At 46.0% G+C, this 6,510-nt stretch carries 5 protein-coding genes; 1 reads left to right on the plus strand and 4 read right to left on the minus strand.

Annotation, left to right across the window (positions count from 1 at the left end; genetic code table 11):
• The first annotated feature begins 29 nt into the window (after positions 1-29).
• On the plus strand, positions 30-809 hold the full coding sequence (locus AS194_RS07230; protein ID WP_058024844.1) for an SDR family oxidoreductase: 780 nt from the start codon (positions 30-32) through the stop codon (positions 807-809).
• Between the two features lie 46 nt (positions 810-855).
• Here the strand turns inward: AS194_RS07230 and AS194_RS07235 are convergent, their stop codons facing one another.
• The 4 genes from AS194_RS07235 to prpF all read right to left on the minus strand — a co-directional run bounded on the left by AS194_RS07235 (position 856) and on the right by prpF (position 6,381).
• Positions 856-2,397, minus strand: coding sequence for a bifunctional 2-methylcitrate dehydratase/aconitate hydratase (locus AS194_RS07235; RefSeq protein ID WP_058024840.1), 1,542 nt, complete (start codon positions 2,395-2,397; stop codon positions 856-858).
• 152 nt (positions 2,398-2,549) lie between these two features.
• Positions 2,550-3,176: a GNAT family N-acetyltransferase gene (locus tag AS194_RS07240; protein WP_058024845.1), complete on the minus strand. Its 627-nt coding sequence runs from the start codon at positions 3,174-3,176 to the stop codon at positions 2,550-2,552.
• Between the two features lie 71 nt (positions 3,177-3,247).
• Complete coding sequence (locus tag AS194_RS07245; protein WP_058024841.1) at positions 3,248-5,101, minus strand: ABC transporter ATP-binding protein; 1,854 nt, start codon at positions 5,099-5,101, stop codon at positions 3,248-3,250.
• 38 nt (positions 5,102-5,139) lie between these two features.
• Complete coding sequence (gene prpF, locus AS194_RS07250; protein ID WP_058024842.1) at positions 5,140-6,381, minus strand: 2-methylaconitate cis-trans isomerase PrpF; 1,242 nt, start codon at positions 6,379-6,381, stop codon at positions 5,140-5,142.
• Between the last annotated feature and the right edge of the window lie 129 nt (positions 6,382-6,510).

Below are 6,510 nucleotides of genomic sequence, written 5' to 3' on the forward strand. Positions count from 1 at the left end.
AAGAGTGAGGGTAGCATATGAATAACGGCATGAATAATAAAACCTATCTTATCATCGGCGGAACGGGCGGTATTGGTCAGGCCATGGTCAAGCAGCTGGTACAAGAGTCAGCTGCCGATCAAACTGACGGCGCATCTGCTAAAAGACATAGTACACAAGTATTCGCCACTTATCATCGCAGTGAGCCGAACTTTGAAGCAGAAAATCTGCACTGGTTACCCATGAATATCAGTGATGAAGACAGTATCCAAAAAGCGGCCGACACCATCAAGCAGACAATGGGTCATGTCGATTGGGTCATCAACTGCGTGGGATTATTACATACCAAGACTGCGCAGCCAGAAAAGGCCTTGAGGCAGATTGAAACGGCGTTCTTTTTACAGAACATGCAAATCAATGCACTAGCAAGCTTGCTGATAGCCAAGCATATCAAACCGTTGCTCGCCAAAGCTAAACGCAGCGCTAGCCATCCAGCTATTTTTGCGACCATATCAGCCCGCGTCGGCAGCATCACTGACAATCAGCTAGGCGGTTGGTATAGTTATAGAATGAGTAAGGCGGCGCTCAATATGGGGATGAAAAACTTGAGTATCGAATGGGGCCGATCACTCAAAGAGGTGTGCGTGGTCGTTATGCAACCGGGCACGGTGAATACCCAGCTATCTGCGCCGTTTCAAGGCAATGTCGCTGAAGGACATCTATTCTCGCCAGTGTATAGCGCCGAGTGTTTATTGGAAGTGCTATCAGGGATGACGGCTGCCCAATCAGGCAGTTTTGTCGATTGGGCAGGAGAGTCGATACCTTGGTAATGATACAGATGATAGGGTGATTTAGGATGGTTATCCTGTTAAAACACTAATAAGCCATAAATAAGTCCATAAACTCATTCACTGGCGTTTGCTCCAATTTTTCTTGATCGTCACACAGCTCAATGATTTGCTGACACCGACTATCGATAAAGCGAGTAGCCAAGCTGGCTCGGAACTTTGCCTCAAGTATAGGAATGCCCTCGGCACGGCGGCGTTTATGACCGATAGGATACTCGATGGCGACTTTTTCTGTGCTACTGCCATCTGTAAAGAATACCTGAATGGCATTGGCAATAGAGCGCTTACTGGGGTCATGGTAATCTTTTGAATACTGTGCGTCTTCTTCTACCACCATTTTTTCGCGTAGCTCATCGATTGATAAATGCTCTTCGTGATAGTCATCCTCATAGTTCTCCGCCATCAAATCGCCTGTCAATAGTGGCACAGCCACCATATATTGTAAGCAGTGATCCCGATCAGCTGGGTTAGCAAGCGCGCCCTCTTTTGAGATGATGCGAATTGCTGAATCATGGGTGGTTAGGACAATTTTTTCGATCTCATCAATTCGACCTTTCACATGTGGATGCAAAATGACGGCCGCTTCACAGGCAGTCTGGGCATGAAACTCAGCAGGAAAGCTTATTTTAAATAAGATGTTTTCCATCACATAACTACCAAAATCTCGCTGGAATTTAAAGCGACGATCGTCTTCAGGCTTTGTGGCGAGATCTTTATTGGTATGGCTAAACAGCACATCATAAAATCCCCACTGCGATGCGGTTAATGCGCCAGGGATACCCATTTCACCACGCGCGGTAATATCTACCAGACGTACCGCACGGCTGGTTGCATCACCTGCCGCCCATGATTTTCGGCTGCCCGCGTTGGGTGCATGACGATAGGTACGTAGTGCCTGACCATCGACAATGGCTTGTGAGATGGCGGCCATGATGCGCTCGCGTGGCAGCTGATAGAGTTTGGCGACGACCGCAGTTGAGGCTAATTTGACCAAAAACACATGATCAAGACCCACGCGGTTGAATGAGTTTTCGAGTGCCATGACGCCTTGAATTTCATGCGCCATGATCATGGCCTCAAGCACGGCCCTCATGGTCAGAGGTGCTTGCCCTTGGCTGATATTTTTTTGACTGATATAGTCGGCGACCGCTAAGATGCCGCCCAAGTTATCAGACGGATGACCCCACTCAGCAGCGAGCCACGTATCATTATAGTCAAGCCAGCGCACCATACAGCCGATGTCAAAAGCGGCTTTGATGGGGTCTAGTCTATAGGAGGTGCCAGGGACGCGAGCGCCATGCGGCGTTATTTGATCAGGGCAATCAGGCCCCAAGTGCTTGGTACACTCAGGGAAGCGCAGTGCCAGTAGTCCGCAGCCGATGGTATCCATGAGACAATGGCGTGCAGTACGCCATGCATCAGTAGGATTTGGTGACTCGTTATCTATGGAATAATTGAGCACATAATCAGCGATTTTTTGGATTTCATCGTCATATTCTGGACGGATATTGCTCTCTACCGTTGCCTCATTTGTATTTGAATGGGCTGTATCTGAATTGGTATTTGACATGGTTGTTTCCTCTTCCTTGAGTGTGCTAACTTTTCGCTTTGTTGACCCATGCTCGCAGTCATCCTTTTAAAGCGGTTATCATTCAAAAGTAGCATACTCAATATGGAACAACCAGACTGAATTGTGTTAAGAAGTAAAACTTTGTAGGCCGTTTAAATCATCAAATAGAGCAGACCTAAAATAAACAGCGCTGCTATAATAAACAGCAGGAAGCTTAAAACTTTGGTCGTGGTTGACGCAGTATCCACACTTTCTTTTCTTACTTTGTTTTTCTTAGCAACGTATAGCACCATCTTCACGTGCTCAATATTATCTTCAAGATAATGCTCTCCTTCAGGTACAAAACCCAAAGACTCATAAAAACTAAGCAAATATACTTGTGCCGAGATAATAATCGGGCGTTTTTTACCGTATTTTTTGCGGCAATGAGCAATAGCCTGAGTCATTATTTGGCGTGCTATGCCGTCACCTCTGTGCTCTGATAACACAAGCACTCTACCGATGGCAGGCATGGCAGTGTGGTTGGTCTTGATCGTAGGGTCGGCGACCGATAGATTGGATTTTAGTTTATTGAATTCAGGCGGAACAATGCGGCAATAGCCCACTAACGCTGCGTTTTGATGAGCAATCAAATGCAAGCAATCAAAATCGACTTCATCCATATCTTGATAAGCACAGTTTTGTTCGACGACAAAAACCTGCGAGCGTGCTTTTAGGATATGGTAAAGGTCAACTGAGGTCAGCTCGTCAAAGGTTTTGATAGAAAATTCACAATTCATAATGGGCAAGCTTCTGGCAATAGGCGGTAAAATAGGGGCATTATAACGATTTAGGCAGTCATTAACCATTCCTAACCCTTTAGGGTCTGGCTGATTTTGTCTAAATTTAAGCTATCAGACATGGCACTAAATATCTCAAAGTATTTGCCGCGTTGGGCATAAAGCACCTCATGGGTACCTGTCTCAACCACTTCGCCATTTTCTATGACTACCAGATCATCGGCATCGATGATTTGGGCAATATTGTGCGAGACCATAATCACGGTACGGTCTTTTTTGATCAAATCGAGGCTTTTTTTAACTTGCTGACTGGCAATGGCATCAAGACTGGCGGTTGGCTCATCCAAAAACACAATCGGCGGATCTTTTAAAAACATCCTTGCCAGCGCGATACGCTGCTGTTGTCCACCTGATAAGGACTTAGCGGTACTCTCATAGCCATCAGCTAACCCTATAATCTGCTCGTGTATAGAAGCTTTTTTTGCAGCCACAATGATGTCATCAATGCTAGCATTCATATTCCCATAACGGATGTTTTCACTGATCGTACCCGAAAATATATGATTACTTTGTAGTACCAACCCAATGCGCTGACGCAACTCGTGAGTATCACAGTCAGCCAGATCGTGCCCATCTAGGCAGATCGTACCAGCGTCTGGGGCATAGAACTTGACCAATAGATTGATAATCGTGCTCTTGCCAGCGCCAGAGAGGCCAACCAGCGCCGTGATACGGTTGGGCTTAATAGTGAAGCTGACGTCTTTGAGCGCTTGCGTCCCATTCGGATAAGTAAAATCGACATGTTTAAGCTCGATATGACCTTTTAGGTTGTCGCTACTGATACCAGCGATGCTCTCGACTTGGCTGTCATCTTCTAAAATATCAAAAAAACCTTCGGCATAGGTCAATGCATTATTTATCTGGTCGTAGATGCGGTGCAGCTGGCGAATAGGGGCAGCGACGTTTTGAAATAGCATAACGTGAAATAAAATCATTCCAATGGTCATCTCACCTTGTAGGACAAAATAAGCGGTGAGCAGGATGATAACCACCACACCAATCTGCTCGATAAAGGTTTTGATGGCATCATACACAAACCCAATACTGCGAATACGCAGCTGATTATCGGTCATTTCCTTTTGAATGGCTAAGTGCTTTTCTGCTTCTATCGACTCACGGACAAAGGATTTCACCACGCTGATCGAATTGATCAAAGATATTACCAAACCGCTTTTGGCTTCTCTATAGCCACGCATCTGCCGACGAAAACCTTGTAGGCGCTTGGCTTGTTTTTGGCTGATAAAAAAGTAAATGGGAATGATAATAAGACCGACCAAGCCTATCCAAAAATTGGTCGAAAACATAATGATAAGCGCCACGATTGCATTGGCAAACAGCGGTAGCATATCGATAAAAAAGTTCTGTACCAGACTGGTTAAGCTGCTGACCCCATAGTCAATACGGGTTTGCAACTTGCCACTGTCGTTTTCGCTACTGGTATAAAATGCCATCCGATAGGTCAAGATGCGCTCAATGATTTTTTGCGATAAATCACGTGATAGATTGATACGAATCTTTTCGCCGAAGAAGCGTTGCCCAAACGAGATGAATATCGATAATATCTCTTTGGTTAAGAGTACCGCACTGATAATGGTCAGCATGCGCACGCCAGCTTCCCAAGGCTCAGCGAGGGTAGCGATTTCGGTCAAGGTATCAACGGCATAACGTAGTACAAAGGCATTAACTTGCGCGGTAAAGGAGCCTAGAGCAGTCAGCGCTAAGGTGGCGATGATAAGCAAGCGATAAGGCTTAGCAAATACCGCCAGTTTTTTGAGGATATCCCACAGCAGCGCCCGCCGTTCTTTTTTCTCGACTGGCGGTTTTTTGTCTAACTGTGCGCGGCGTGGTTGGGGAGATGTCGGCATAAAACTCTATCACAAATTAAAGTAAGCCATGACTACGCTTAAAACGCATCCGCTGGCACAAAAACTTCACCAACCATGATACGCCTTGCTGAACGACTCATCGACACTTTTTTGGCTTGCCAGCGTCCATCGACCAGTTCGGTTTTTCCGCCAACGAGCAATGTCCCTGATGGATGACCAAAACGTACCTCTGTCAGCTCGCCAGCACCAGCAGCTTTGTTAACAAGCGTGCCTTGCGTGGTTGCTGCTGCAGCAATCGCGACTGCTGCTGTCCCCATCATAGCGTGATGCAATTGCCCCATACTCATGGCACGGACGACTAGATCAATCTCTTCTGCATCGACCGATTTACCACTAGAGGCGCTATAGCTCTGTGCGTTACCAACCCATGCGATTTTAGGAATGTGTTGGCTGGTTTGCGCCTCGCTCACATCTTTAAATAATCCCATCGCCACGCCGCCTGTGGCACGGATTTTTTCAAGCTTGGTAAGTAGCTCGCTGTCGCTATTGATGTCGCCTTGTAATTCAGTACCCGTAAAGCCCAAATCTTCTGCGTTTATAAAGATGGTTGGGATGCCTGCACTAATGAAGGTGGCTTTGATGCTATCAGCCTCTAGACCGCAGCCTGATACATCGAAATCATCGACCAAATTGCCCGTCGGGAACATGTCGCTGGTGGCATCAACCGGATCGATAAACTCAATTTTGACTTCAGCTGCTGGGAAGGTCACACCGTCTAATTCAAAATCGCCCGTCTCTTGAACGTGTACTTTGTCATTTGCGTCTTTATAGACGGGCACATGGGCAATAATGGTTTTACCGATATTCTCTTGCCAAATGCGTACTTCACAAATACCGCTTTCAGCATTGTCATCGATGCTGTTAGCAATTTTGTCGGCATCAACTAGACCCATATTAATGGCACAGGCACCGACGGCTGCAGTTAAGTTACCACAGTTACCCGCCCAATCAATCATAGGTTTTGTGATATTGACTTGTCCGAACAAGTAGTTTACATCATGGTCTGGTCTGTCAGAGGCCGATAAAATTACCGTCTTTGAGGTACTAGAGCTACCATTGCCGAGACCATCGATTTGCTTGCCGTAAGGATCTGGGCTACCGATGACCCGTAGCAGAAACTTATCACGTGACTCGCCAGCGACTTGGCATCGCTCAGGTAAATCAGACAGTTTAAAGAATGTCCCCTTTGAAGTACCACCGCGCATATGAGTAGCGGGGACAGATAGTTGTGGGGCGAATGTATTTTTATTATTTGACACTTTAAAGTCCTTTTAAATATTTTGTGATGGAAATATTGATTTTAAATAAGGTCTTCGCTCATAAATCATGTTTGTTGAATGAAGATACGATTAACATAGGTTTACCCTCAATGAGCGGGCTAGTTTCTT

This window comes from Psychrobacter piscatorii, assembly GCF_001444505.1.
Classification (GTDB): Bacteria; Pseudomonadota; Gammaproteobacteria; order Pseudomonadales; family Moraxellaceae; genus Psychrobacter; species Psychrobacter piscatorii_B.

Bases quoted from the DNA above. Each gene is read 5' to 3' on its own strand.
- AS194_RS07245 (WP_058024841.1), bottom strand. From the start codon at position 5,101: ATGCCGACATCTCCCCAACCACGCCGCGCACAGTTAGACAAAAAACCG.
- AS194_RS07235 (WP_058024840.1), bottom strand. From the start codon at position 2,397: ATGTCAAATACCAATTCAGATACAGCCCATTCAAATACAAATGAGGCA.
- AS194_RS07230 (WP_058024844.1), top strand. From the start codon at position 30: ATGAATAATAAAACCTATCTTATCATCGGCGGAACGGGCGGTATTGGT.
- AS194_RS07240 (WP_058024845.1), bottom strand. From the start codon at position 3,176: ATGAATTGTGAATTTTCTATCAAAACCTTTGACGAGCTGACCTCAGTT.